Origin of the sequence: Sphingobium sufflavum, assembly GCF_021403115.1 — a bacterium.
Classification (GTDB): Bacteria; Pseudomonadota; Alphaproteobacteria; order Sphingomonadales; family Sphingomonadaceae; genus Sphingobium; species Sphingobium sufflavum.
This window is the reverse complement of the sequence record NZ_JAJSSH010000015.1, coordinates 13,535-35,782: the sequence shown is the minus strand read 5'-3', so window position 1 is coordinate 35,782 and position 22,248 is coordinate 13,535. Positions and strand designations below refer to the sequence as shown.

The window sequence follows — 22,248 nt, the reverse complement described above, 5'->3', positions numbered from 1 at the left end:
GTCAGCCGCGACGATCCACAGCACATGCCTCGGTGGGCAAGTTCAAGTGCCGGTTGCGAAGGCCCTCGCGGATTTCCTTCTGCTTCTCGCGGTCAATGCGCTGGCGCTCCTCAAGGGAAATGTCAGCTTTCAGTTCTTCGGTTTTGTCAGTCATGATGTATCACTTTCAGTTGAGTAAGAATGTCGTGGGCATCGGCACGGACGTGCCAGTCGTCGCAGTCGCGCATGATCTCGCACATGCTGTTGACCACATCTCGGCGCAGCGCCCCGCGCTCCTGATCCGTCAGGGTGGCGAGCAGGCCGGCAAACGGCGTCCAGCGGTCGGTGCGGAGAATGTCGTTATGGTTGAGCGGGACGACGTAGAGCGGGTGCGTCATCTGATCCGCGATGCCCACCGCCCAATCCAAGCACTCCTGATAGGAAGCGATGGGCATGTAGCGGGTTGAGAGGGTGCGGCGCACGCCCGGTTCATCGGTGGGACCTGTCCAGCCGATATAGACCATTACGTCGTCTGGTTCGGGCTGGTCGGTTACGACCCTGTTCCGCTGTGTGGTTATCGTCGTCATGAGCCGGTGCCCCTATGTGTCAATCTGGGCGAAGGCCGGTCGCATCGCCGACTTTCGCAACCGATGTGCAAATAATTCCATTTCAGCGCCGGGCATCGGAAGCCTCCTCAAGCGCCTCGATCCGAGCGGCCAGCTCCTCGGTCGCCCGCACGTCCGAGAGCGATTTGATGCTGTCGATGATGAGCCGCCCCACATCAGGGGCAACCGCGCCAGCGGCAACGGCGTCCAGCACCTGGGCAACCTGCTCGCTGATCGGCGCGGCAGCATCGAACTCGAAGCTGACCTTCTCCGCCTGCGCCTTCACCGAGGGCAGGATTTTCGCCAAGACGATGCTTGCCGCGTTCGTGTCGCCCTCCAGCGCCTTACCGACCAGCACGGCGATGATGTTCCGCATCTCGTCGAGCATCTGCTGTGTGGCCAATAACCGCCGATCCGGTCGCCCCGGCGGACGCCCACGGGGGTTGCCACTCTGGCCGGGCTGGAACTGCCATGCCTTGCCGCCGTCCGCTTCAACCGGCACTGGCGGGGATGCAGGCTTCCAGTCTGTCCCCCAAGGCGGTGCAATCTGTTCGGTCATGAGATGCCTCGAACTGTAAAGAACAGGAGCCGATCAGACCGGCACGGCGAAGCGTTCATTTGACGCTTTTACGCGATTGCGTATCTCCCCGGCCGTCCACGTCCGAGCGAGGGTGCGGCGACCCTGCCGGTCCTCATGATATTCCTCATGAACGCCGACCGCCTTCTCGACCGCACTGGTCAGGAGCTTGAAACGGTTGTTGAGCATGTCGGCGGCGGCCTTCATGGCCCTGATCTTCTTTGCTTCGAGCGGGCGCTGGGCGTTGTGCCAGTCGATGAGATATTCAGCGTGAAGGTCTGGCTCGAACCCCGACAGGTAGCTGGGCGCGCCCAACACGGCGGTCGCCGTCACCGCATCACCCGCTTCAATCGCCTTCCGCAGCGCATTCATGCGCGGCCCCTGTTCGAGGCTGGCGAAGTGCCGCCGAATTTCCGAAGCCATGGTAGCGGTCGCGCGCTGCTCGACCGGCGCGTAAAGGTCCTTCTCCATGGCGAAGACGTTGTTGTTCAGCGTGTCGATCGCTCGGTCCCAAATGCCCTCCACCCGCTTCATGACCTTGATGGCGTGATCGTCCACTGCGACAAGCTGTTCAAAGTCGTTGAGCGTGGGGTTGAGCTTCGCGCCCTCTTTGGCGTTATGGATGGACTGCAACGCCTTGAAGGCTTCGCTCACCGCCGTCTCGGTCTGGCCAAGTAGCGGGCGCGTCTCGTCGTCGTAATCTGCAATCTCGCCTGCGATGCCGGGGTGGAGCGTGGGCGAAATACGGGTGTCGGTATCATCGGACATTTATCGAACTCCCAAGCTGGATACGGCTAGACATTGGCTACAAGCTAGGGAGACCGGTGAAAGTCGTGCAAGCGATTTAATTGTAATAACAGTTACTTAGGTCAGTTCAGGCGCGAGCGGCTGTCACATAGCATATTTGTGGGCCGAGGCTTTGGGCCTGATGACCACAGGGGCACGAAAGCTGTGCTGGCGCTGTAGCGGTGGCAGGGGGTTGCCCTACCCCTGCTAGCGACGGTGCAGCTTTCGTGCCCCTGTGCCCGGCGCTGCTGGCTGCATGTGGTGACCACGACAGCAACCTGTGCCACAATCGCCCAATGATAAAGCTTCAGCCAACCATCGACCGCATCAAGGCCTTGCTGGAAGAAGATACCGAGGCCAGCATAACTTATGCCGCGCTGGAAGCACGATTGGCGTTGGAGAAGGTTTGTTACGACAGGCTTCGACAGCGACATGATTACATTTCTCATGACCAGCTTCGGAAGTGGCAGCCCGGCGGGGTCATTAATACCCTGATCAGCGACGTTGATGCTCACCTAACCGAGACGATGACGCTCAGCATGAGCAAGACCCCCGCCAGCGATGACGTAAAACCGGAAGACGAGGATTACGTCGAGATCGGAACCGAGGTTGGCTTCGACGCAAAGAAAATCGTCAAGATGTGGAATGCGGTAGCTCGTTTGGCGCTGCATGTCCGCCTACCGAAGGATAAGAACGACCACATACCCGACTACGGAGACAAGGCGGAAACCCGTGCAAAGGTACTAGAGGTCGTTGCTGAACTGGAAAGACTTGCGAAAGGCACAATGACCTTTTCCGGTATCGGCATGGAGGTTTCATTCGATTGTTCATGTGGAACCAAGAACAAGCGGCGGGAAAAGCTTCTGCGCGAGGGGCAGCATATCCATTGTATCAGCCCGGACTGTAAGGCGACTTGGAAGGTCACGAAGGAGGGGGAAGAAACTGTATTCGAATCTGTGACCGCCGATATCGATTGCGATAACTGCGGCGCGACAAACTGCATTCCTTGGAGGTTCTTCTGGGAAATGAAGTATGACGAGCATGGAACATTCTCTTGCCACACCTGTCGCCATAAGAATTATGTGAAGTGGCAACTGGCGCTGGCTCGTCGCAATCCTCAAGACCATGCAGGAGCAGGCTGACGAGCCGCTTAACCCCCATTTCCCTTTTTACCCCCGGCCACCCTCTATATGTGCGGGACAGGGGTGAAAGAGGCGGAGAAATGGTAATAGAGAAAAGGAAAGGGGAAAAAGGGGGAAAAGCTATTTTACAATAGCTTCCTTGCCCCGCTCCGAGGGAGCCAAGTTCGGGGGCAAGGGGGAATAAGCGACGGCGCAGGGCTTCACGTCGATTCACTTATCCCCCTGCGCGTTACTCGTCGCCCTGCGGTGTCAAGCTATACAGGTTTTTGGGTCGCCCACCTGTGGCTAACATTTCAGAATAGATGCGCGGCGGGGACTCTCGCTCCAGAAGTTCCATTGCGAGCTTCACATCCTTCGCGAGCGGCCATGCTTTTTGGTATTTGTTCGTCACCTTGTCCGCCACGTCGCTGTGCTTCACCTTCACACCGCCCAGCGTGGTGATCGCCACTACAATCTCATCCTTTAGACCCTTCATACGAATGGCCTGTTCATTCTGCTCTCCGTTGGAAAACACGAAGAGCGTCGTGTCTTCCCAATACTGAACCCATGCCAGCGCGGCGTCGAGGTGGTCGCTGGTAATGGCCGTCTGCCGGTTCAGTAGAGCCAGCAGGGCAGCGAAGATCAACGTATAGGTGCTTTGGCGGGCAAGGAGAGCGGCCACTGCTGGCGGATGCGTCTTTTCCTCCAGCCGGTGATAGACGTCATACCAGTAGTCCAATGCATCAGCATCAAGAGAAACCTCTAACCGCTTGGTCGCCTCATAGATCGCCCAACAAATGTGCTCAGCGAAGCCCTGCATGAGCTTGGCGTCGGTCGCCTTGGGCATCGGCACGATCTTGGTCCGTACAGAGTAGAACATAGGAAAGCGGTTCGCGAGGCCGTTCGTTATATCCGTGCTGGTGAGCGTCTTCACAATCTCCGTCTCAGGGACCGATCCGATAACGACGATATGGGTATCGGACGCTTCACAGAAGGAGGTCTTGGTCGGCGTGACCAGCTTAACGCCATCGAAGGCGTCCCGCAGCACGGTGCTGATGGTGGCCGCCTCGCGCCGCGCTTGTGCCAGCACCCCGGCAAATTCACTGACGTCAAACAGCAAGCGCTTGTCGGGCACGCCAGCGTCCACTTCCTTCCCGTCATCTGCATATACAGGGTCTCGGACCATGTAGATCAGCCCCTCACCTGTGGCCAATGCAGTCAGCTTCCGAAGCGGCCAACATCCGATCAGCAGGTTCTCTGCCTGACGAAACAACTCGTTGGGCATTTCGGCGCTGGTGCCCTTCCGACCCTTCGCAGTCGGGCCGACGATAAGCGCATTCATCCGAAGATGCCGTCGCTGATCGCCAATCTGGATATAGGCGCTGCGGCCAATAGTGGCAGCGAAGCGCGCGAGGATATGGATCGCGACAGTGGGTCGCACGGCTTCGGAATTGGCACACGCCGCATCCACCATGTCGCGGAGAACGCCATATAGCGCAACATTGTGGAGTTCTGGGCGGCTTAGAACATAGTCGCTGAACTCCCCTTCGTCCTGTTGCTGACCTTTACGCTTGCGGCTTGGCTTAGGCAGATCATCTACGCCACGCATACGCTCCATGCCAGATATGACGTTAGCCCACTCGTCTGATGACATAGGGAGGTCGCTGCCCGGAACCGGGACCAGTTCATTCAGATCAGCCATGATGAACCTCCGAGCCTGTCGGGCCGGTAGTCAATCTGCGCGCATCGCCATCCGCACTCGGCGAATTTTTACGCGGCGCAACATATTTCGTAAAATGTTCGGGGCATGTCGATGTTTGCGACCTCTCCGCGAGATCGGTTAATGTAGCGGTGTTCACGTTGATACCTTTCGGAGGCAGGGGTCGCGCCCTGCCTCCATTCGTGAGGGAATGGGTCAGGCGGCGACCTGCTCGCTGGTGCTGTAGCGGGCACCGACCGCCAGCCATCCCAGCACGCCGCGCGTGCGGTAGCCCTCCAACGTATCGACGGAGAGACCGAGCAGTTCGGCAGCTTCTTTGGGATCGAGGGGACGCCCCTTGGGCGCGTAGTTGAACAGCTCGCAAAGCTGCTCGAAGCTCATGTGATCGGGATTCATGGCGTGACCTTCAACTCGAATGAGATGAGCTGTGGTCACCAGCGCCAAAGGAACCCCCTCCGGCAGAGTGCCCGGGGGACTAAGAGGGACTTTCACCCTCCCGCATGTCCGGGGTCGTTTCCGGGTCTTCCCTCGTGGGCGCGAGCCGGGCCGCGGTCACCCGTAGGCAACGGCAGTTACCTTAAACGGCTCGCAGTAAGTCGTGCAAGCCCCTTAATGCGGCGATTGTTGCCCGGCCTGTCACGAAAAGGGACAGGCTAAGCACCTGTCCCTTTTGGACCTTCGCTGTAAGGCGGCGTGGGGCACGATCGCCGCGCTGTCGCCCCTACCCCGGCAGCGCTACCCGCTCGCCGCTGTTCGCGAGGCTGTGCGCTCCCCGCCGTGCGTCAAGCGCGGAGAGCCACCACATTGGCACCGCTCGCCTTCGCTGCCTGCTGTTCAATCCAGTCCGAAATGAGCTGGGCTTCGGGTAGGAGATATTGGAGGCGCTGGGTGCGCAGGTAGTGCTTCGCCGTGACCCCCTGTGGCACGTGATTGGTCAGCAACTCCATTTTGTAGAGGTCGATGCCAAGCGTTGCCACGCCCGTTGATACGAACGTGCGCCGCAGGTCATGCGCCGAAATGGGCTGGTCGATCAGCTTGGCGATGCGCTCCAGCGGGGCGCGCGTGTCGGTAACGAAGCCACCCTTGGCACGCGACGGGAAGCAATAAAGGCTGGCGTCCTTGTCATCGTCCTTGGGCTTGCGCGCCTTGAGCAGCGCTACCGCAAGCGACGACAACGGGAGCCAAACCGGATTGCCGTTCTTGGTGTTGGCGAGGTGGAACCATGCCTCGTCCAGATTGACGGTGCGCCACTCAAGGCTCGCCGCTTCCGACCGGCGACAACCCGTGAGCATGAGGAAGCGCACAAGGTCGATACCGGCAAGTGCATCCTGATTCTTCGGATGGGCGCGCATTTCCGTGAGCAGGTTCCACGTCGCGCCGACATGCTTCTCGTCAATGTCGCGGGTGCGGGGTTTGAAACCGGGCCAGTCACCTTTCATGGCGGCGACCGGGTTGTGCGCGATGAGGGGCGTTCCGTCTGCCCGCTTGTAGCGCCGCATGGCGAAATTGATGAGAACGGACAGCGTGGTCATAGCGATCTGGGCTTGCCCTGGCGCTGGGGTGCCGCGCAGCCCCTTCGTCGCCATCTCGGTATAACGCTTGCGCACGTCCGCCTCGGTGATGGACGCGATGGGCTTGTCCTTCCACGCGCCGAACACCGTCTCAATATGGCGGTTCTTCTCAACGACCGTTGCTTCCCGCAACATGCCCGGGCGCTCATACAGATAGGCGTTGGCAACCTCGCGGAGCGTCACCTTGGCAGCGGCATCTTCCTTTTGCGCGTCACGCGGGTCGATCCCCTCGCGCATTTGCTGGAGCACGCTCTGCGCCTTCTTGCGCGCGGCATCCTCGGTCAGCACGCCGTAGGGACCGAGCGTGAACTGGACAGCTTTACCCCTCACACGCCCCTGCACGAAGAACACCTTCTTGCCGCCCGAAGTAACGCGGACCCCATAGCCCCTAACCGATTCATCCCATTGATTGTCATATTCAGTCTCCGGTGCTTTGACCCGGTCAATGAATGCTTTCGTGATCTTCGCCATTCCCAATTCCTCTAGCACATATCTAGCACGGAAGAACGGGTTACGACGAGTTGCTGCGACCTTGCAAGGACTTCAAGCCATTGAACTAAAAGGCTTTTGCAGGTGTCTGCGTGCTACGACGTGCAGCTAAGTATTCATGTGTCCCATACTGGGGGTGTGGGGGTCGGAGGTTCGAATCCTCTCGTCCCGACCAAAGAAATTCCCCAACATTGGCGGTTGCTGAGCGGGTGGCGAAAGCTGCCCGTTTTCGTGTTTGTGGACGGCGGACGGCACCCAGCCCCTACCCCTCCCGCAACACCCGCACGCCCTCCAGCACGATCCGCACCAGATCGACCTGCCCCCGCGCGCCGGTCTTCACAAAGATGCGCTTGGAATAATTGCGCGCCGTCTCGATGGTAAGGCCCAGCGCCTCCGCCGCTTCCGTCAGGCTCTCGCCGCCCGCGATCCGTTCGGCCAGCGCGGCCTCGCTGCGGGTCAGGCGGAAGAGTTGCGGGAGGAAGCGGCCGTCGGCGGGCCGGTTCACCGTCATCCGCCGCATCAGGATCAGGCAATGCGCCGCGGGCAACGTGCCATCCCCACCGGGCGGCGGGCGCATCGCCAGCATCTGGATCGGCGGGTCGATGGCCAGCCAGGCGCTGCGCGGTTCGTCAGGCATGGTGCGGCAGGCCAGCACCTCCTCCAGCAGCGTCTCTGCCTCCGCATAGAGGAAGCGCACCCGCCCCTCCGCCCCGCGCCGCACGATGACGCCGTCGAGCAGCCGCGCCGCTCCTCTGTCCGCGTCCAGCACCCGCCCGCGCGCGTCGAGCAGCATCCATCCTTCCGAGAAACTGGAGAGCGCCTGCCCCGCGATGGCGGCGCGGCGGCGCTCCCCCTCCAGCTCCATCCGCGCCCGCAGCGCGATGGTCAGGTGCGGCGCAAGGCTGGCCACCAGCGAGGAGTCGCGCGCCCGGAAACTCCCCTTCGCGCGCAGGATGGAAAGCAGCAGGTCGCCGCCGTCCGGCCATGCCACGCGAATATGCCGGCCATAGCCCGCCGTCTTTGCGCCCAGTTCATCCTCCGCATAGACGCGGCCACTGCGCAGGTCGTCGAAGGCGGCCGGATCGAACGGAAACGACTCGGCCGCCGCCGCCCGCCCCTCCACGCTGTCGGCGGGTCGCCACGCCCCCTCCCCGGTCGGGCGCACCAACAGGCGGCACATGTCCGATTCCGTCCGGGCGCGCAGGCGGGTCAGGAACAGCCGCCACGGCAACTCCTGAAACTGCCCGGCATAGAGCGCGGTCAGCAGCTCATTTTCATCCGTTCGGGTCAGAACCATAGGACACCTCCCATATGGGAGGTTCGCCCGTTCGCCAAGCGCCTAAATGAGGATGCACACCAAGCAATGAGTAAGCGAAGGGAGAGAAGTCAGCTTATGACAGCTACCGGACAACTGGATGCGGCCCCTCTGACAGAAGAGCGCCTGACCCACCTGCAAAGGCTGGAGGCCGAGAGCATCCATATCATGCGCGAAGTCGTCGCCGAGGCTGAAAAGCCGGTGATGCTCTATTCGGTCGGCAAGGACTCGGCGGTGATGCTGCATCTCGCCAAGAAGGCCTTCTACCCCTCGCCGCCGCCCTTCCCCCTGCTCCACGTCGACACGACCTGGAAGTTCAAGGCGATGTACGACCTGCGCGACAAGGCCGCGAAGGATGCGGGCATGGACCTGCTCGTCTATCACAACCCCGAAGCGGAGGAGAAGGGCATCAACCCCTTCACCCATGGCCCGCTCCACACCGACATGTGGAAGACGGAAGGGTTGAAGCAGGCGCTCGATCATTATGGTTTCGATGCTGCCTTTGGTGGCGCGCGCCGCGACGAGGAAAAGAGCCGCGCCAAGGAGCGCATCTTCTCCTTCCGCACCGCCTCGCACCGCTGGGATCCCAAGGCGCAGCGCCCGGAACTCTGGCACCTCTACAACGCCCGCAAGGCGAAGGGCGAGTCGATGCGCGTGTTCCCGATCTCCAACTGGACCGAGCTGGACATCTGGCAGTATCTGCACCTCGAAAACATCGACATCGTGCCGCTGTATTTCAGCGCGCCGCGCCCGACCTATGTTCAGGACGGCCAACTGTTCATGGTCGATGACATCGAGCGTCTGGAGAAGGTCGTCGGCAAGGACAAGATGCCGGAAATCACGACACGTTCGGTCCGTTTCCGCACCCTTGGCTGCTGGCCGCTGACCGGCGCCGTCGAGTCCGAGGCCGCGACGCTGCCGGAGGTCATCCAGGAAATGCTGCTGACCACCACCAGCGAGCGCCAGGGCCGCGTGATCGACAAGGATGGCGGCGACGCCAGCATGGAGAAGAAGAAGCAGGAGGGGTATTTCTAACCCCCTTCGCGCCTTTTCCACCGTTCGCCCTGAGCTTGTCGAAGGGCTGTACTTCTTGAGAATTAAGGGCGGGGCTTCGACAAGCTCAGCCCGAACGGACGAGAGATCATGACATGACTCAGACCGCAGATCCCATCTACAAAACCGACGCCCTCATTGCCGAGGACATCGACAAATATCTCGAAGTCCATCAGCACAAGACCATGCTGCGCTTCATCACCTGCGGGTCGGTGGACGACGGCAAGTCGACGCTGATCGGCCGTCTTCTGTATGACTCCAAGATGATCTTCGAGGATCAGCTGGCCGCGCTGGAGGCGGACTCCAAGCGGGTCGGCACGCAGGGTCAGGAGATCGACTTCGCCCTTCTGGTCGACGGCCTCGCCGCCGAGCGGGAGCAGGGCATCACCATCGACGTCGCCTATCGCTTCTTCGCCACCGAAAAGCGCAAGTTCATCGTCGCGGACACGCCCGGTCACGAGCAGTACACCCGCAACATGGTGACGGGCGCCTCCACCGCCGACCTCGCCTGCATCCTGATCGACGCGCGCAAGGGCGTGCTGGTCCAGACGCGCCGCCACAGCTATCTGGCGCATCTCATCGGCATCAAGAACATCGTGCTGACAGTGAACAAGATGGATCTGGTCGGCTATGACCAGGCCGTGTTCGACGCCATCGTGAAGGACTATACGGAGTTCGCCAACTCCATCGGCATCAAGGTGTTCACCGCCATCCCGATTTCGGGCTTCAAGGGCGACAATATCACCGGCCCGTCGGAGAATACGCCCTGGTACAAGGGTCCGGCGCTGATGGAGCATCTGGAGTCTGTCGAGGTCGACAGCACGACGGACGCCGCCAAGCCGTTCCGCCTGCCGGTGCAGTGGGTCAACCGCCCCAACCTCGACTTCCGCGGCTTCTCCGGCCAGATCGCGACCGGCACCGTTCGCCCCGGCGACAAGATCCGCGTGCTGCCATCGGGCAAGAACAGCACGATCAGCCGCATCGTCACCTTCGACGGCGACCTCGACAAGGCGGTGGCCGGTCAGTCCGTGACCCTGTGCTTCGAGGATGAGATCGACTGTTCGCGCGGCGACGTCATCTCCATCGCCGAAAATCCGGTGCTGGCGGCGGACCAGTTCGAGACGACCATCGTGTGGATGGACGAGCAGGAACTGTTGCCCGGACGCCCCTACTGGATGAAGATCGGCACGCAACTGGTGACAGTCAGCGTGGCCGCACCGAAATATCAGGTCAACGTCAACACCATGGAGCATCTGGCGGCGAAGACGCTGGACCTCAATGCCATCGGCGTCGCCAATATCTCGACCGACCGTCCGATCCCGTTCGAACCCTATGTGCAGAATCGCGACCTCGGCGGGTTCATCCTGATCGACAAGATGACCAACGCCACCGTCGCGGCGGGCATGATCAACTTCTCGCTGCGCCGTGCGGACAATGTCCACTGGCAGGCGACCGACGTGACGCGCGAGCATCATGCGTCGGCCAAGAACCAGAAGCCGGCCGTGCTGTGGCTGACCGGCCTGTCGGGTGCGGGCAAGTCGACCATCGCCAACCTCGTCGAGCAGAAGCTGGCGCGCATGAATCGCCACACCTTCCTGCTGGACGGCGACAATGTGCGGCATGGCCTGAACAAGGATCTGGGCTTCACCGATGCCGACCGGGTGGAGAATATCCGCCGCGTGGGCGAGGTCGCCAAGCTGATGACCGACGCGGGCCTGATCGTGATCACTGCGTTCATCTCCCCCTTCCGGGCGGAGCGGGACATGGTGCGGCACATGGTCAATCCGGGCGAGTTCTTCGAAATCCACATCGACACGCCATTGGCCGATGCGGAGAAGCGCGACGTCAAGGGCCTGTACAAGAAGGCGCGGGCCGGCGACCTGAAGAACTTTACCGGTATCGACAGCCCCTATGAGCCGCCCGAAGACCCCGAAATCCGCATCGACACGACGGCCCTGTCCGCCGAAGAAGCGGCCGAGGAAATCGTGCGGAAGCTCATTCCATGAGCGAAGGTGCGACAACCACCACGGTCGGCGTCCTGAGCGACGCCGACCTCGCCGCCCACCTCGCGGATCAGGCAGGCAAGATCCTGCTCCAGGTCCGCGACTCCGGCCTGTTCAGCGGCAAGTCGCTGGGCAAGGCGGGCGACCAGACCGCCAACCAGTTCCTCGTCCACGCCCTGCGCGAGCAGCGGCCCGACGACGGCCTGTTGTCGGAGGAGGAAAAGGACAATGCCGACCGGCTGAGCCAGAAGCGTGTGTGGATCGTCGACCCGGTCGACGGCACCCGCGAATATGGCGAGGCGCGGGCCGACTGGGCGGTGCATGTCGCGCTGGCCATCGACGGCGTGCCGACCATTGGCGCGGTGGCGTTGCCGGGCCTCGACCTGGTGCTGCGGACGGATGCGCCCGTGGTGGTGCCGCCCGCACCCGAAAAGCTGCGCATGGTGGTCAGCCGCACCCGCCCCGCCAAGGAAGCGGTCGATGTAGCGGAGAAGCTGGGCGCGGAACTGGTGCCCATGGGGTCGGCGGGTGCGAAGGCGATGGCCATCGTGCTGGGCGATGCCGACATCTACCTGCACACCGGCGGGCAATATGAGTGGGATAGCTGCGCCCCCGCCGCCGTCGCGCTGGCCCATGGTCTGCACGCCAGCCGGGTGGACGGGTCGCCGCTGATCTACAATCAGGCGGACGTCTATATGCCCGACCTGCTGATCTGCCGGAAGGAGCACGCCCAGATCGTGTTCGACGCGCTGAAATAAGCCCCTCGACGCAGGGTGAAAAGGCCGTCGCGGGACCATCCGCGGCGGCTTTTTTGTTGGTCGCTCTATCCGCCTCTCCCCGCACCATGATGCGCGGGGAGAGGCGGAGCGCCTTATGGCTGGTGCGACCCGAGCCAGGGCTGTGCGACATCACCAACGCGCAGAAACGCCGTATCCGGTCGCGCGGCCAGATCGGCCAGCAACCCCTCCAGAACGGCAATGCGATAGGGCAGGCCCATGATATAGGGGGTGAGGTGCAGCGCGAGCATCCGCCCGCCCGCCTCCCCCGCCAGCCAGTCGGCCGCGTCGTTCATCTGTTGCCGGTAACTGTCCGCCGACTGCTGCTGCACGGTGATGATCTGCCGGTCGGACAGTTCATGGTTGACCGGCACATTGACCAGAGGCCCGGCGGGCGTGGTCATGACATAGGGCAGGTCGTCGTTCACCCAGTCGCAGGCATAGCCGATCCCCGCCTCCACCAGCAGGCGCGGGGTCGCGAAGCTCTGCGACCGGGCGATGGACATCCACCCCCGTGGCCGCGTCCCGCTCACCCGCTCCAGCGTGTCGAGCGCCGTCACGATCAGCGCCCGCTCCGCCTCTTCCGGCAGGCCGGACGCGATGGTGCCGTTCATGTCGGTCGAGTGGGCGACGATCTCATGCCCCGCCGCCATGATGTCGCGGATGATACCGGGGTAGCGGTCCGCGATCGCCGCATTGACCGCCACGCTCGCCACCACCCCCGCCTTCGCAAAGGCGTCGAGGAAGCGGTAGAAGCCGACCCGTGTGCCATATTCGCGCGCCGTATAATGGCGATAGTCGGGATAGGCGGTCTGCATATGGCCGGGCGCCTTGAACACGCCCTCCGCGATGATCGGGAACCACTCCAGCGACACGACCAGCGCCACCGCCAGTTTCCGCCCTCCCGGCCATGCGACCTGCGGCCGGTCGAAGATGCTGGACCATGTGTAGAGGCCATGGTCCATGCCCCGCTGGCGGCGCGGATAGTCCAGATAGGCGGGGTCGAGGGTCATACGCCCTCCCCCCGATGGCGCGCCGCATCGGCCGCCACCGCGTCATAGCCGCCGCCGTTCAGGAAATGGTCGGCAATGTCGCCGCTGCGCGTGATCCACGCCCGCCCATCAGCGGCGATATGGCGCAGCACCGCCTCGAACGCGCCGATGCGGTGGGGCTGGCCGATCAGATAGCTGTGGAGCGGGATGCACATCACCGTCCCCCCCTCCTCTGCCAGCCGCTCATATTGGCGGATCAGCGTGTCGGCATAGTCCCGCGGCGACATGTTGTAGATGAAGAAGCCATAATGGTCGTTCACCTCCAGGCTGTAGGGCATGGAGATCAGCTTGCCGCTCTTCGTATGCACCGGCGCGGGCTGGTCGTCATGATAGAGGTCGCAGGTGTAGCTGAGGCCATAGTCCGCGATCAGGTCCAGCGTGCGCGGCGTATGGGTCAGCGCGGGGGCGAGCCAGCCCCGGATCGTCTGCCCGGTCGCCTCCCGCACCGTGCGGATGCTGTCCTCGATGATGCGCCGCTCCTGCGCCTCGTCCATGCCGTAACTGTATCGGGTGTTGTAGATGCCGTGGGAGAAGAACTCCCACCCCCGCGCGTTCGCATCGGCCACCACCTCCGGCACATGCTGGCACAAAGCGACGGACAGCGACACGGAGCCGGGGAAACCATGCTTCGTCATCACCTCCGCCATGCGCCAGTGGCCGACGCGATTGGCATAGTCGCGGTGGCTGTACCCCACCACATCGGGATGCGGCATCGGCCAGCTCTTGCGGTGCGGGCTGGCGGGCGGGTCCAGCTCATAATATTCCAGGTTGGGGGACACCCACACGGCGACCCTCTTGCCCTCTGGCCACGCGATGGGCGGACGGTCGCGATAGGGCCGGAAGTCATAGAGGCCGGGGTCTTTCTCGCCCTCGCGCATCCCCCCCGCCATAACCTCTGCCATCACCGCGCCTCCAGCCAGTCGATCACCGTCTGCACCGGCTCCACATCGGCATATTTGAGCTGGAGGTCGGTCAGATTGGCGAAATGATAGCTTTCATGCTTGTCCGCGCAGGTTTCGATGGGGACGATGGTGCGGTATCCGCGCGACAGGCTGTCCACCGCCGCCGCGCGCACGCAGCCGGACGTGGAGCCGCCGGTGATGACCACCGTATCCACGCCATGCCACACCAGCAGGCTTTGCAACGGCGTCTCGAAGAAGGGGGAAGGCATGCGCTTGGTATAGACGGTGTCGCGGCGACCGATCTCGCACCGCTCGTCAAAGGCGTGGCGGTCGCTGTCATATTTAATGTTCTGCAAACTGTCCGGCGTGTCCGTCCGCGTGCCCCACACGCCCGCGTCGCTGCCATCCTCGGCATAGGCGACATGGGTCCACACCACCGGCATCCCCTTCGCACGGGCCAGCGCGGAGAGGGTGTTCACATATTCGATCTGGCGCGGGTCCGTCTCATAGGCGGTCTTATATCGGTCGATCCGCGTATAGGCGTTCTGGAAATCAATGTTCACGATGGCCAGCTTCTCGCCAAAGCCGAACTTTGCACGGGCCGGATTGGCCATCACCTCCTCGAATATCTGACGGGCGGTCCTGTCCTCGCGCACCATGCGCGTGCCGATGATGGTCATACGGTCCTGTCCTTGCGGGTCGCGGGGATGAAGCCGAGCGGCAGCCCCGCCGCCGGCACAAAGCCATACATGTCCTCATCCGGGATCGCTGCCATCACAATGTCCCGCACCGCGTTGAGCCGGTCGAGGTCGATGCCGGTGCTCAGCCCCATCGCCTCCAGCATGAACACCAGATCCTCCGTCACGATATTGCCGCTGGCCCCGGGCGCGAAGGGACAGCCGCCCAGCCCGCCCAGCGAGGCGTCGAACGTCGTCAGCCCCTCCTCCAGCCCGGCCAGCACATTGGCGAGGCCCAGCCCGCGCGTGTTGTGCAGGTGGATGCCGGTCACGGCGCCCGCCCCCACCACGCCGCGCACCAGCCGGATGATGTGCCGCACAGCGCGCGGATCGGCATAGCCGGTCGTGTCGGACAGGCCGATCTCGTCGCATCCCGCCGCCATCAGCCCTTCGGCCAGCCGCGCGACCTGCGCGTCGGGGATCGCCCCTTCCAGCGTGCAGCCGAACACGGTCGACAGGCTACCCTCGAAATGCGGGCGGTCCGCGACGGGCAGGGCCGCAATGGCCGCCGCGATCTGCGCCGCTTCCTCCAGCACCTGCGCATGGGTGCGGCGCAAGTTGGCCAGGCTGTGTGTTTCGGAGACGGACAGCGGCAGGGTGATCTTGTGCGCGCCCGCCGCGATGGCCGCCTGCGCGCCCTTGAGGTTCGGCACCAGCACCGCGACCGTCAGGCCGGGGATGGTGCGGGCAAAGGCGACCACCTCCGCCGTGTCCGCCAGTTGCGGCAGGACGCGGGCCGGCACGAAACTGCCCACCTCTATCTCCGTCACGCCCGCCGCGGCCTCGGCGGCGATCCACGCTTTCTTGGCGTCCAGCGGCATGATGCTGGCGACGCTTTGCAGGCCGTCGCGCGGTCCCACTTCGCTCACCAATATATCGGTTGTTCGGGTCGCTTCACTCATGGTCCCAGACTGGCCCCGCCGCCGCCGCCGGTCGATTGAGCAGGGCCGCTTTATCCGCCTGGTGAACAAGAGGACCGGTACCGGAGGAAACGCCCCCCATGATTTGTATGTCTGGCGGGGACAGATGGGTGGGTCGGCAATCGCTGCCAACCGCCCGCCCCCTTAACCGACGAGTGCCCCATGTCAGACGCCGCCGCCACCGACCAGCTTCCCCTCGCCAACCTGCGCGTGGTGGAATTTTCCCATATGGTCATGGGTCCGGCGGTCGGCGTTATCCTGGCCGATCTGGGGGCGGAGGTCATCAAGGTCGAACCGATCGGCGGCGACCAGACGCGCAACCTCCTCGGCTCCGGCGCGGGCTATTTCCCCATGTTCAACCGCAACAAGCAGAGCATCTGCCTCGACCTCAAGAGCGCGGACGGCCTCGCTACAGCGCAGGCGCTGTGCGCGGATGCGGACATCGTGATCGAGAATTTCCGGCCCGGCACGCTGGATCGGCTGGGGCTGGGCTATGAGGCGCTGAAGGCGGTCAATCCCGGCCTGCTTTATTGCTCGGCTAAGGGCTTCCTGTCCGGTCCCTATGAAAAGCGCACCGCGCTGGACGAGGTGACGCAGATGATGGGCGGCCTGGCCTATATGACCGGCCCGCCCGGACGGCCGCTGCGCGCGGGCTCCTCCGTCATCGACATCACCGGGGCCATGTTCGGCGTGATCGGCATCCTCGCGGCGCTGGAACGGCGGCACCGCACCGGCACCGGCGGGCATGTCACCTGCTCGTTGTACGAGACGACCGCCTATCTGGTCGGGCAGCATATGGCGCAGAAGGCGGTGACCGGAAAGGCCGCGCAGCCCATGCCGGTCCGCATCTCCGCCTGGGCCATCTATGACGTGTTCGAGACGGCTATGCCGGATGAACAGCTTTTCGTCGGGGTCGTCAGCGATGGCCAGTGGAGCAGCTTCTGCAAGGCGTTCGGCCTCGAAGACCTCGGCAATAATCCGGAGTTCGCGCTCAACAACCAGCGGGTCGAGGCGCGCGATCGCATCCTTCCCGTCGTGCGCGAATTGTTCGGCACCATGACGCGCGCCAACCTCGTCGCACGGCTGGAGACGATCGGCCTCCCGTTCGCCCCCATCCTGCGCCCCGACGAACTGTCGGATGACCCGCATTTGCTGGCCGACGGCGGTCTGCTCGACATCCCGATCCCCGGCAAGGGCACGCACAAGCTGCCCAACCTGCCGCTGGAGATCGACGGCTGGCGCGCCACCCTGCGCCGCCCCCTTCCGGAACCAGACGCGGACGGGGACGCCATCCGGGCGACCCTGAAATGACGGCGCCCCGCACCCTCTTCGACAAGCTGTGGGACGCCCACCGCATCGCCACGCTGGGCGAGGACAGCGACCTGATCCTGATCGACCGCATCCTGCTGCACGAACGCACCGGCGGCATCGCGCTCAAGAGTCTGGAGGAACAGGGGCGCCGGGTGAACGACCCGGCGCAGGTGTTCGTGACCATGGACCATGTCGTCGATACCCTGCCCGGCCGCACCGACGCCACGATCATGCCGACCGGCACGCAGTTCATCACGGCGACCCGCGACGCCGCCCGGCGGGCCGGCCTCACCCTCTTCGACCTCGGCGATCCGGGTCAGGGGATCGTCCATGTCATCTCGCCGGAACAGGGCATCATCCTGCCCGGCCTGACCCTCGTCTGCCCGGACAGCCACACCTGCTCGCAGGGGGCGCTGGGCGGGCTGGCGTGGGGGATCGGATCGTCGGAGGCGGAGCATGCGCTGGCGACCTCCACCCTGCGGATGCAAAAACCCCGGCAGATGCGGATCATGGTCACGGGCATATTGCCGCCCGGCACCACGGCCAAGGACCTGGCCCTCCATATCCTGCGCCGGATCGGATCGTCGGGCGCGCATGGGCATATGGTGGAATATGCCGGTCCCGCCATCGCCGCGCTGGAGATCGAGGCGCGGCTGACCCTGTGCAACATGGCGACGGAATTGTCGGCCTTTTCCGCGATCATTGCGCCGGACGACAAGACAGCGGCCTATCTGGCCGGTCGCCGCCTCGCGCCCAAGGGCGAGGATCGCGCGCACGCCCTCGCCTATTGGCGGACGCTGGCCACCGACACGGACGCGACCTTCGACCGGGAGGAGGTGGTGGACGCCACGCAGGTCCGCCCGATGGTGAGCTGGGGCACCAGCCCGCAGCAGGCGGTGCCGCTGGGCGAGGTCGTCCCGGCGTTCGACCCGGACCAGCGGCTTTCGACCGAAGACGCCCACCAGCGGGCGCTGGCCTATATGGGCCTGCCCCCCGGCCAGAGGCTCGGCGACCTACCCATCGACGCGGCCTTCATCGGCAGTTGCACGAACAGCCGCCTGTCCGACCTGCGCCGCGCCGCCGCAATCTTGCGCGGACGGCATGTGGCGCAGGGGGTCCGCGCCATCTGCGTCCCCGGCTCCACCGCCGTCAAAGCCGCGGCGGAGGCCGAGGGGCTGGACCGCATCTTCCTCGACGCGGGGTTCGAATGGCGGGAGGCGGGCTGCTCCATGTGCTTCTTTGCGGGCGGAGAAAGCTTTGGGCCGGAGGAACGGGTCGTCACCTCCACCAACCGCAATTTCGAAAGCCGCCAAGGGCCGCGCACGCGATCTCATCTGGCATCGCCCGAAACAGTGGCAGCATCTGCCGTCACGGGCCGCATAACAGCGCCAGCCGATCTGGAGGCCGGGATATGACTCCCTTCACCTCTCTCCTCTCTCGTGCGGTGCCGCTCATTCGGGACAATATCGACACGGATGCGATCATTCCCTCACGGGAAATGAAATCGGTGGCCAAGGCTGGCCTGTCGGATGGTTTGTTCGCGGGATGGCGCTATACCGCTATCGGCGGACGGGAACCAAACCCCGACTTCGTACTGAACGATCCACTCTATCAGGGCGCGACCATCCTGTTGGGCGGCCCCAATTTCGGCTGCGGGTCGAGCCGGGAGCATGCCGTCTGGGCGCTCGCCGAATATGGCTTTCGCGCGATCGTCGCGCCCAGCTTCAACCCTATCTTTCGTGGCAACTGCATCCGCAACGGCATCCTGCCGATCGAGGCCGACCCGCAGCCGCTGGCGGCGGTGGACGGTCCGCTGGCGGTGGACCTGACCAGCCAGACCATCACCACCCCTGACGGCGTCACCACCCGTTTTGCCATGGAGGCGGAACCCAAGCGCATGCTGCTGGAGGGCCTCGACCCCATCGACCTGACGCTGGAACTGCGCGCAAGGATTCGGGCGTTTCGCGACAAGGACCGGGGCATGCACCCGTGGCACTATCTGGATGTGACTGGAAACTCCCAATGACCGACAACCTGCATTTCCCCATCGTCATCGTCGGCGCGGGCGGCACGGGCCTGACCGCCGCGCTGGCCGCCAGCGATGCGGGCGTCGATGTGCTGGTGATCGAGCGGGACGCGACGCCGCTCGGCTCGACCGCCATGTCCACCGGGCTGATCCCCGCCAGCGGTACGCCGGAACAGGCGGCTGCGGGCATCGTCGACACGCCTGAACTGTTCGCCGCCGACATTGCGGCCAAGACCAAGGGTGAGGTCGATCCCTTCATCGCCTTTCGCGTCGCGCAGGAATCGGCGGACACCATCGCCTGGCTGCGCGACAGCCATGGCGTGCCACTCGAACTCATCGACGGCTTCCTCTACCCCGGCCACAGCGTCCGGCGCATGTATGGGACGCCCAACCGCACCGGCGGCGAACTGATGGCCGCACTGGAAAGCGCCTGCGCTAACGCCGGGGTCATGGTGCTGACCAACGCGACGGTGGATAGCGTTCTGCACGACGGCGACCGGGTGACGGGTCTGCGCTATCGCCGCCCCGATGGCGCGGAGGAGGAAATCGGCTGCGACGCGCTGATCCTTGCCTGTTCCGGCTTTGCGGGCGACGCGGCGATGGTCGCGCGCTTCATCCCGGAAATGGCGGCTGCGACCTTTCACGGCCATCCCGGCAACAAGGGCGACGCAATCCGCTGGGGCGAGGACATGGGCGCGGCCGTAGCCGACATGGGCGCCTATCAGGGGCATGGCGGCCTTGCGGTCGGTCACGCCATACCGATCCTGTGGCCGCTCATCATGGAGGGCGGTTTCCAGGTCAATCTGGCCGGGCAACGCTTTTCCGACGAGACGGCGGGCTATTCGGAACAGGCGGCCAGGGTCAACGCCCAACCGGAGCATATCGCCTGGTCGATATTCGACGAACGGCTGCACCGGCTGATGAGCGACTTCGACGATTATCGCGATGCGTTGAGCGCGGGCGCGGTCGTCAGCGCCGACAGTATCGAAGAACTGGCGGAAAAAATTCGCCTGCCCGTCGATGCGCTGGTCGAGACATGCGCGATGGCGGCGGCAAGCGCACGAGGCGAACGGGTCGATCCGTTCGGGCGGACCTTCGCTCCCGCCCACCTGCTGGAGCCGCCCTATCATGCCGCCAAGGTGACGGGCGCGCTATTCCATACGCAGGGCGGCCTCGTCATCGACGGGGATGCGCGGGTGATGAAAAAGGACGGCACGTCTTTTCCCAATCTCTATGCGGGGGGCGGCGCGGCGCGCGGTATCTCCGGCCGGGGAGCGTCAGGCTATATGGCGGGCAACGGCCTGCTGACCGCCACCACCTTTGGCAAGATCGCGGGACGCACCGCCGCCAGCGCCCTGGCAACGGCAACGGATACGAACGGGGTACAGACAATTCAGGCATGAAGCGGGCATCCGGCGTCCGCCGGTACAAGCCCGACCATGTCGGACAGGAGGGGGAGAAAGCCGGTGAAGGCCGGTCCGTCTGACGGACCGGGCGCTTCGCCACCATGATTAGAAGGGCCGCGACATGCACGACCATAGCAGTTCCATGACCCCAGCTTCCGTTCAGGCCCACGCGCTGTCCCGGCCAGCCTCGCTCAGCCCCCATCCCAAGGGCTGCACCGACGTCGATCCCGATCTGGTCGACCGGTTGCGCGCGATGGTGACGCACCGCACCGACGCCGCCCTGACCGAACGGTTCGGGATCAGCTATAATACCTGGCGCAAGCTGATCGCGGGTATGCCAGTGCGCGCGTCCGTCCTCAGCCGGCTGGAGGCCCGCGTCGCCATGCTGGAGGCGCAAGGCGACATGCGGCGGGGCTGATCCTGTCCCGACGCCATGCCGGTGAGATAATCCGGCGCTGGCGTGCAGCCCCTCCCTTATTTCCCCTTGGGCGTGACCCAGACTTCGACCGGGGCGACGAACTTGCCGGGCGCAGGCTTGCCCACCTGCACACGGTCCGCCGTGACCAGTTCGCCGGTTTCCAGGTTGAAGGACGCCCAGGGTTTTGGCATGCGGCCAAAAGTCATTTTCTGGATGGGCTGGCCGGTGGCCGTGTTCATAATGGTTGCGATGACACTCATGGCGGCCGGTTAGCCCGACGCCATTGCCCCTGTCCAGCCATCTCCACCAGACAGGGGCCCAAGGGCGGTCAGGGCGTCCATGCCCCCGGCGATGCCCCCTGCTGCGACGCGGGCAGGATGATATTGCCGAGCACTGCCGACGGGATTCCGGCCCTGCCCCGCAGGCGGTGGCTTTCCTTCTCCTTCAGCAATCCCTCGAAATAGAGGATGGTCCGTGCAAGTCCCTCCCGCAGCCGGATCGTCGGTTCCCAGCCCAGATCGGCCTGCGCCCGGGTTATGTCGGGGCGGAGGCCAACCGGGCGCGAGACGACCTGCGCGCCCTCGAACAGCGCATGCAGCGTTATTATACGCAAAATGACATGCTGCTGATGTTCGAGAAGGACAAGGTCGAGATCGGCCAGTTCCTGGGCCAACAGGGGGAACTGGACGCCAAGCGCACCGCCATCGCGGAAACGCAGCGCCAGCTTGCCACCGTCACCGGCCAACTGGCCCATGAGGCGCGCGATATCGTCGCATCCCGGCTGGTGCAGGACAATCCGGTCGTCGCCAGGCTGAAGCAGGATCAGGCGAAACTGGTCGCTGCGCGTGACGCCATGCTGGTCCGCTACCGCCCTGACTCGCCCGATATACGCGACATGGACGATCAGATCGCGGCCATCGGTAAACAACTGGCCGGGCAGGCGCCGCAGGGCGTGCAGCAGACCAGCATTGCCCGCAACAGCGGCTATGATGCCCTGCGCGCGGCAAAGGCGACGCTGGAGGCCAAGCTGGCGGGCGACAGGGCTGGCCTCGCCACCCTCTCCGCCGACGTCAGCGCCAAGCGGCAGGAAATCGACCGCATCCCGCAGAAGATGAAGGAAAGCCACGATCTGGGCCGGGCGCACGACGCGCTGGAGAAAACCTATCTGGCGCTTCAGGACAAGCTGATGACGGCGGCGGTGACCGCCGCCACCGCCCAATCAGCCCCGTCCGCCATTCAGGTGGTGGAGGGGGCATCCCTCCCCGACAAGCCCATCGCACCGCAGACGAAGCTGTTGCTCATCGCGGCGATCATCGTCGGGCTGGGCGCGGGCGTCATGGCAGCGGTGACCCTCGATCTGGTGCGGGACCGTGCCAACCGCTTCCGCCTGACCCAGCCGGATGCCCCATTCCCCCTCATCGCCATCGTGGAGCAGGACCGGGCCTTTGCCTTGCGCTTGTTCCAACGCTGACACCATTCCA

The 22,248-nt window shown here is 64.1% G+C and carries 24 protein-coding genes; 10 read left to right on the top strand and 14 right to left on the bottom strand.

Translation table 11 applies throughout. The features are described from left to right. Position 1 precedes the first annotated feature (1 nt). From LWE61_RS18000 to LWE61_RS17985, 4 genes are all read right to left on the bottom strand, one after another. Positions 2–154 (bottom strand): hypothetical protein, encoded by a 153-nt coding sequence (locus LWE61_RS18000; protein ID WP_234152040.1) that lies wholly within the window; start codon positions 152–154, stop codon positions 2–4. Continuing rightward, entirely contained in the window at positions 147–566 is a 420-nt protein-coding gene (locus LWE61_RS17995) for a hypothetical protein (RefSeq protein ID WP_234152039.1), read from the bottom strand. Before LWE61_RS17995 ends, LWE61_RS18000 begins: the two co-directional genes overlap by 8 nt. Before the next feature lie 82 nt (positions 567–648). After that, positions 649–1,143, bottom strand: coding sequence for a DUF5681 domain-containing protein (locus LWE61_RS17990; protein WP_234152038.1), 495 nt, complete (start codon positions 1,141–1,143; stop codon positions 649–651). 33 nt (positions 1,144–1,176) lie between these two features. Beyond that, complete coding sequence (locus LWE61_RS17985) at positions 1,177–1,929, bottom strand: hypothetical protein (protein ID WP_234152037.1); 753 nt, start codon at positions 1,927–1,929, stop codon at positions 1,177–1,179. 245 nt (positions 1,930–2,174) lie between these two features. Here LWE61_RS17985 and LWE61_RS17980 point away from each other — a divergent pair, with 245 nt between their 5' ends. After that, positions 2,175–3,089, top strand: coding sequence for a hypothetical protein (locus tag LWE61_RS17980; protein WP_234152036.1), 915 nt, complete (start codon positions 2,175–2,177; stop codon positions 3,087–3,089). A gap of 229 nt (positions 3,090–3,318) precedes the next feature. Here LWE61_RS17980 and LWE61_RS17975 read toward each other — a convergent pair whose 3' ends face one another. The 4 genes from LWE61_RS17975 to LWE61_RS17960 form a co-directional block, all read right to left on the bottom strand. Beyond that, positions 3,319–4,770, bottom strand: a complete 1,452-nt coding sequence (locus LWE61_RS17975; RefSeq protein ID WP_234152035.1) for a DUF3987 domain-containing protein — start codon at positions 4,768–4,770, stop codon at positions 3,319–3,321. Between the two features lie 213 nt (positions 4,771–4,983). Beyond that, positions 4,984–5,184: a helix-turn-helix domain-containing protein gene (locus tag LWE61_RS17970; RefSeq protein WP_234152034.1), complete on the bottom strand. Its 201-nt coding sequence runs from the start codon at positions 5,182–5,184 to the stop codon at positions 4,984–4,986. A 386-nt stretch (positions 5,185–5,570) separates the two neighbouring features. After that, positions 5,571–6,830 carry a tyrosine-type recombinase/integrase gene (locus LWE61_RS17965; protein ID WP_234152033.1) on the bottom strand — a complete coding sequence of 420 codons (1,260 nt, stop codon included), beginning with the start codon at positions 6,828–6,830 and terminating at the stop codon, positions 5,571–5,573. Between the two features lie 280 nt (positions 6,831–7,110). Then, entirely contained in the window at positions 7,111–8,145 is a 1,035-nt protein-coding gene (locus LWE61_RS17960) for a helix-turn-helix transcriptional regulator (protein WP_234152108.1), read from the bottom strand. 96 nt (positions 8,146–8,241) lie between these two features. Between LWE61_RS17960 and cysD the strand changes: the two genes are divergently transcribed. The 3 genes from cysD to LWE61_RS17945 all read left to right on the top strand — a co-directional run bounded on the left by cysD (position 8,242) and on the right by LWE61_RS17945 (position 11,977). Next, the gene (cysD, locus tag LWE61_RS17955; RefSeq protein WP_234152032.1) at positions 8,242–9,198 is read left to right on the top strand and encodes a sulfate adenylyltransferase subunit CysD; all 957 of its coding nucleotides are present in this window, start codon (positions 8,242–8,244) and stop codon (positions 9,196–9,198) included. Positions 9,199–9,311: 113 nt separating this feature from the next. Continuing rightward, positions 9,312–11,222, top strand: coding sequence for a sulfate adenylyltransferase subunit CysN (gene cysN, locus LWE61_RS17950; protein WP_234152031.1), 1,911 nt, complete (start codon positions 9,312–9,314; stop codon positions 11,220–11,222). Then, positions 11,219–11,977, top strand: a complete 759-nt coding sequence (locus LWE61_RS17945; RefSeq protein WP_234152030.1) for a 3'(2'),5'-bisphosphate nucleotidase CysQ — start codon at positions 11,219–11,221, stop codon at positions 11,975–11,977. Before cysN ends, LWE61_RS17945 begins: the two co-directional genes overlap by 4 nt. A 113-nt stretch (positions 11,978–12,090) precedes the next feature. Here the strand turns inward: LWE61_RS17945 and LWE61_RS17940 are convergent, their stop codons facing one another. From LWE61_RS17940 to LWE61_RS17925, 4 genes are read right to left on the bottom strand one after another with little or no spacing between them, the layout of a single operon-like run. Next, positions 12,091–13,008, bottom strand: coding sequence for a polysaccharide deacetylase family protein (locus LWE61_RS17940; protein WP_234152029.1), 918 nt, complete (start codon positions 13,006–13,008; stop codon positions 12,091–12,093). Next, positions 13,005–13,949, bottom strand: coding sequence for a polysaccharide deacetylase family protein (locus LWE61_RS17935; protein ID WP_234152028.1), 945 nt, complete (start codon positions 13,947–13,949; stop codon positions 13,005–13,007). The genes LWE61_RS17940 and LWE61_RS17935 overlap by 4 nt, the downstream gene beginning before the upstream one ends. Continuing rightward, entirely contained in the window at positions 13,949–14,629 is a 681-nt protein-coding gene (locus LWE61_RS17930) for an isochorismatase family protein (RefSeq protein WP_234152027.1), read from the bottom strand. Before LWE61_RS17930 ends, LWE61_RS17935 begins: the two co-directional genes overlap by 1 nt. Further along, positions 14,626–15,588, bottom strand: coding sequence for a hydroxymethylglutaryl-CoA lyase (locus LWE61_RS17925; protein ID WP_234152026.1), 963 nt, complete (start codon positions 15,586–15,588; stop codon positions 14,626–14,628). Before LWE61_RS17925 ends, LWE61_RS17930 begins: the two co-directional genes overlap by 4 nt. A gap of 180 nt (positions 15,589–15,768) precedes the next feature. Between LWE61_RS17925 and LWE61_RS17920 the strand changes: the two genes are divergently transcribed. From LWE61_RS17920 to LWE61_RS17900, 5 genes are all read left to right on the top strand, one after another. After that, a complete protein-coding gene (locus tag LWE61_RS17920; RefSeq protein WP_234152025.1) occupies positions 15,769–16,917 on the top strand; it encodes a CaiB/BaiF CoA transferase family protein in 1,149 nt (382 codons plus the stop codon). Then, positions 16,914–18,332, top strand: a complete 1,419-nt coding sequence (locus LWE61_RS17915; protein WP_234152024.1) for a 3-isopropylmalate dehydratase large subunit — start codon at positions 16,914–16,916, stop codon at positions 18,330–18,332. Before LWE61_RS17920 ends, LWE61_RS17915 begins: the two co-directional genes overlap by 4 nt. After that, positions 18,329–18,943 (top strand): 3-isopropylmalate dehydratase small subunit, encoded by a 615-nt coding sequence (gene leuD, locus LWE61_RS17910; protein ID WP_234152023.1) that lies wholly within the window; start codon positions 18,329–18,331, stop codon positions 18,941–18,943. Before LWE61_RS17915 ends, leuD begins: the two co-directional genes overlap by 4 nt. Next, the gene (locus LWE61_RS17905) at positions 18,940–20,346 is read left to right on the top strand and encodes an FAD-dependent oxidoreductase (RefSeq protein WP_234152022.1); all 1,407 of its coding nucleotides are present in this window, start codon (positions 18,940–18,942) and stop codon (positions 20,344–20,346) included. Before leuD ends, LWE61_RS17905 begins: the two co-directional genes overlap by 4 nt. A 145-nt stretch (positions 20,347–20,491) precedes the next feature. After that, a complete protein-coding gene (locus tag LWE61_RS17900; RefSeq protein ID WP_234152021.1) occupies positions 20,492–20,767 on the top strand; it encodes a hypothetical protein in 276 nt (91 codons plus the stop codon). Between the two features lie 56 nt (positions 20,768–20,823). Here LWE61_RS17900 and LWE61_RS17895 read toward each other — a convergent pair whose 3' ends face one another. Together LWE61_RS17895 and LWE61_RS17890 are read right to left on the bottom strand one after the other, a co-directional pair. Further along, positions 20,824–21,027 (bottom strand): hypothetical protein, encoded by a 204-nt coding sequence (locus tag LWE61_RS17895; protein ID WP_234152020.1) that lies wholly within the window; start codon positions 21,025–21,027, stop codon positions 20,824–20,826. Positions 21,028–21,095: 68 nt separating this feature from the next. Beyond that, positions 21,096–21,380, bottom strand: a complete 285-nt coding sequence (locus LWE61_RS17890; protein ID WP_234152019.1) for a hypothetical protein — start codon at positions 21,378–21,380, stop codon at positions 21,096–21,098. Here LWE61_RS17890 and LWE61_RS17885 point away from each other — a divergent pair. Beyond that, positions 21,360–22,238, top strand: coding sequence for a GumC domain-containing protein (locus LWE61_RS17885; RefSeq protein ID WP_234152018.1), 879 nt, complete (start codon positions 21,360–21,362; stop codon positions 22,236–22,238). The two genes, LWE61_RS17890 and LWE61_RS17885, sit on opposite strands and share 21 nt — an antisense overlap. Positions 22,239–22,248: the final 10 nt, after the last annotated feature.

Coding starts and splice junctions, on each gene's coding strand:
- LWE61_RS18000 (WP_234152040.1), bottom strand. CDS start 154: ATGACTGACAAAACCGAAGAACTGAAAGCTGACATTTCCCTTGAGGAG.
- LWE61_RS17995 (WP_234152039.1), bottom strand. CDS start 566: ATGACGACGATAACCACACAGCGGAACAGGGTCGTAACCGACCAGCCC.
- LWE61_RS17990 (WP_234152038.1), bottom strand. CDS start 1,143: ATGACCGAACAGATTGCACCGCCTTGGGGGACAGACTGGAAGCCTGCA.
- LWE61_RS17985 (WP_234152037.1), bottom strand. CDS start 1,929: ATGTCCGATGATACCGACACCCGTATTTCGCCCACGCTCCACCCCGGC.
- LWE61_RS17975 (WP_234152035.1), bottom strand. CDS start 4,770: ATGGCTGATCTGAATGAACTGGTCCCGGTTCCGGGCAGCGACCTCCCT.
- LWE61_RS17970 (WP_234152034.1), bottom strand. CDS start 5,184: ATGAATCCCGATCACATGAGCTTCGAGCAGCTTTGCGAGCTGTTCAAC.
- LWE61_RS17965 (WP_234152033.1), bottom strand. CDS start 6,830: ATGGCGAAGATCACGAAAGCATTCATTGACCGGGTCAAAGCACCGGAG.
- LWE61_RS17960 (WP_234152108.1), bottom strand. CDS start 8,145: ATGGTTCTGACCCGAACGGATGAAAATGAGCTGCTGACCGCGCTCTAT.
- cysD (WP_234152032.1), top strand. CDS start 8,242: ATGACAGCTACCGGACAACTGGATGCGGCCCCTCTGACAGAAGAGCGC.
- cysN (WP_234152031.1), top strand. CDS start 9,312: ATGACTCAGACCGCAGATCCCATCTACAAAACCGACGCCCTCATTGCC.
- LWE61_RS17945 (WP_234152030.1), top strand. CDS start 11,219: ATGAGCGAAGGTGCGACAACCACCACGGTCGGCGTCCTGAGCGACGCC.
- LWE61_RS17940 (WP_234152029.1), bottom strand. CDS start 13,008: ATGACCCTCGACCCCGCCTATCTGGACTATCCGCGCCGCCAGCGGGGC.
- LWE61_RS17935 (WP_234152028.1), bottom strand. CDS start 13,949: ATGGCAGAGGTTATGGCGGGGGGGATGCGCGAGGGCGAGAAAGACCCC.
- LWE61_RS17930 (WP_234152027.1), bottom strand. CDS start 14,629: ATGACCATCATCGGCACGCGCATGGTGCGCGAGGACAGGACCGCCCGT.
- LWE61_RS17925 (WP_234152026.1), bottom strand. CDS start 15,588: ATGAGTGAAGCGACCCGAACAACCGATATATTGGTGAGCGAAGTGGGA.
- LWE61_RS17920 (WP_234152025.1), top strand. CDS start 15,769: ATGTCAGACGCCGCCGCCACCGACCAGCTTCCCCTCGCCAACCTGCGC.
- LWE61_RS17915 (WP_234152024.1), top strand. CDS start 16,914: ATGACGGCGCCCCGCACCCTCTTCGACAAGCTGTGGGACGCCCACCGC.
- leuD (WP_234152023.1), top strand. CDS start 18,329: ATGACTCCCTTCACCTCTCTCCTCTCTCGTGCGGTGCCGCTCATTCGG.
- LWE61_RS17905 (WP_234152022.1), top strand. CDS start 18,940: ATGACCGACAACCTGCATTTCCCCATCGTCATCGTCGGCGCGGGCGGC.
- LWE61_RS17900 (WP_234152021.1), top strand. CDS start 20,492: ATGACCCCAGCTTCCGTTCAGGCCCACGCGCTGTCCCGGCCAGCCTCG.
- LWE61_RS17895 (WP_234152020.1), bottom strand. CDS start 21,027: ATGAGTGTCATCGCAACCATTATGAACACGGCCACCGGCCAGCCCATC.
- LWE61_RS17885 (WP_234152018.1), top strand. CDS start 21,360: ATGCAGCGTTATTATACGCAAAATGACATGCTGCTGATGTTCGAGAAG.